This is a genomic window from Flavobacterium granuli, from assembly GCF_900129705.1.
Classification (GTDB): Bacteria; Bacteroidota; Bacteroidia; order Flavobacteriales; family Flavobacteriaceae; genus Flavobacterium; species Flavobacterium granuli.
In genome coordinates this window covers 1-1,040 of sequence record NZ_FQWO01000034.1, presented here as the reverse complement: position 1 = coordinate 1,040, position 1,040 = coordinate 1, and the positions used below count along the sequence as shown (strand labels likewise).

Sequence of the window (1,040 nt, the reverse complement as noted above, 5' to 3'; positions counted from 1 at the left end):
GTTCCATAACCACCAGTTGGAGCAGTCACGGTAATGGTTCCATCATTGGCGCCATTACAAGTCACATTTGTTTTGTCCACAGCGGCTGTCAAGGCTGCGGGCTGCGTGATGATTTGGTCGCCCAATACAATTACACAAGTAGGATTTGCCGCATCGCGAATCTGTACGCTATAAGTAGCATTGGCCAGAGCGCTGAAGTTCCCACTAGATTGCCAAGCTCCAGTGTTCAATCGGTATTCATAAGTTCCATAACCACCAGTTGGCGCAGTTACGGTAATAGTTCCATCATTGGCACCATTACAAGTCACATTTGTTTTGTCCACAGCGGCTGTTAAGGCAGCTGGCTGTGTAATTTCTTGGTCACCCAATACAATTACACAAGTAGGATTTGCCGCATCGCGAATCTGTACGCTATAAGTAGCATTGGCCAGAGCGCTGAAGTTCCCACTAGATTGCCAAGCTCCAGTGTTCAATCGGTATTCATAAGTTCCATAACCACCAGTTGGCGCAGTTACGGTAATAGTTCCATCATTGGCACCATTACAAGTCACATTTGTTTTGTCCACAGCGGCTGTTAAGGCAGCTGGCTGTGTAATTTCTTGGTCACCCAATACAATTACACAAGTAGGATTTGCTGCATCGCGAATCTGCACACTATAAGTAGCATTGGCCAGAGCGCTGAAGTTCCCGCTAGATTGCCATGCTCCAGTGTTCAATCGGTATTCATAAGTTCCATAACCACCGGCAGGCGCAGTTACGGTAATGGTTCCATCATTGGCGCCATTACAAGTTACATTTGTTTTGGCCACAGCGGCAGTCAAGGCAGCTGGCTGCGTTATGATTTGGTCGCCCAATACAATTACACAAGTAGGATTTGCTGCATCGCGAATCTGCACACTATAAGTAGCATTGGCCAGAGCGCTGAAGTTCCCGCTAGATTGCCATGCTCCAGTGTTCAATCGGTATTCATAAGTTCCATAACCACCGGCAGGCGCAGTTACGGTAATGGTTCCATCATTGGCGCCATTACAAGTTACATT

Annotated in this window: 1 protein-coding gene; it reads right to left on the bottom strand. The window is 47.2% G+C overall.

The window, feature by feature from the left end; translation table 11 throughout:
• Positions 1-1,040: SprB repeat-containing protein (locus BUB25_RS16320; RefSeq protein WP_211517665.1), on the bottom strand; the 1,040-nt coding region annotated here is incomplete at both ends.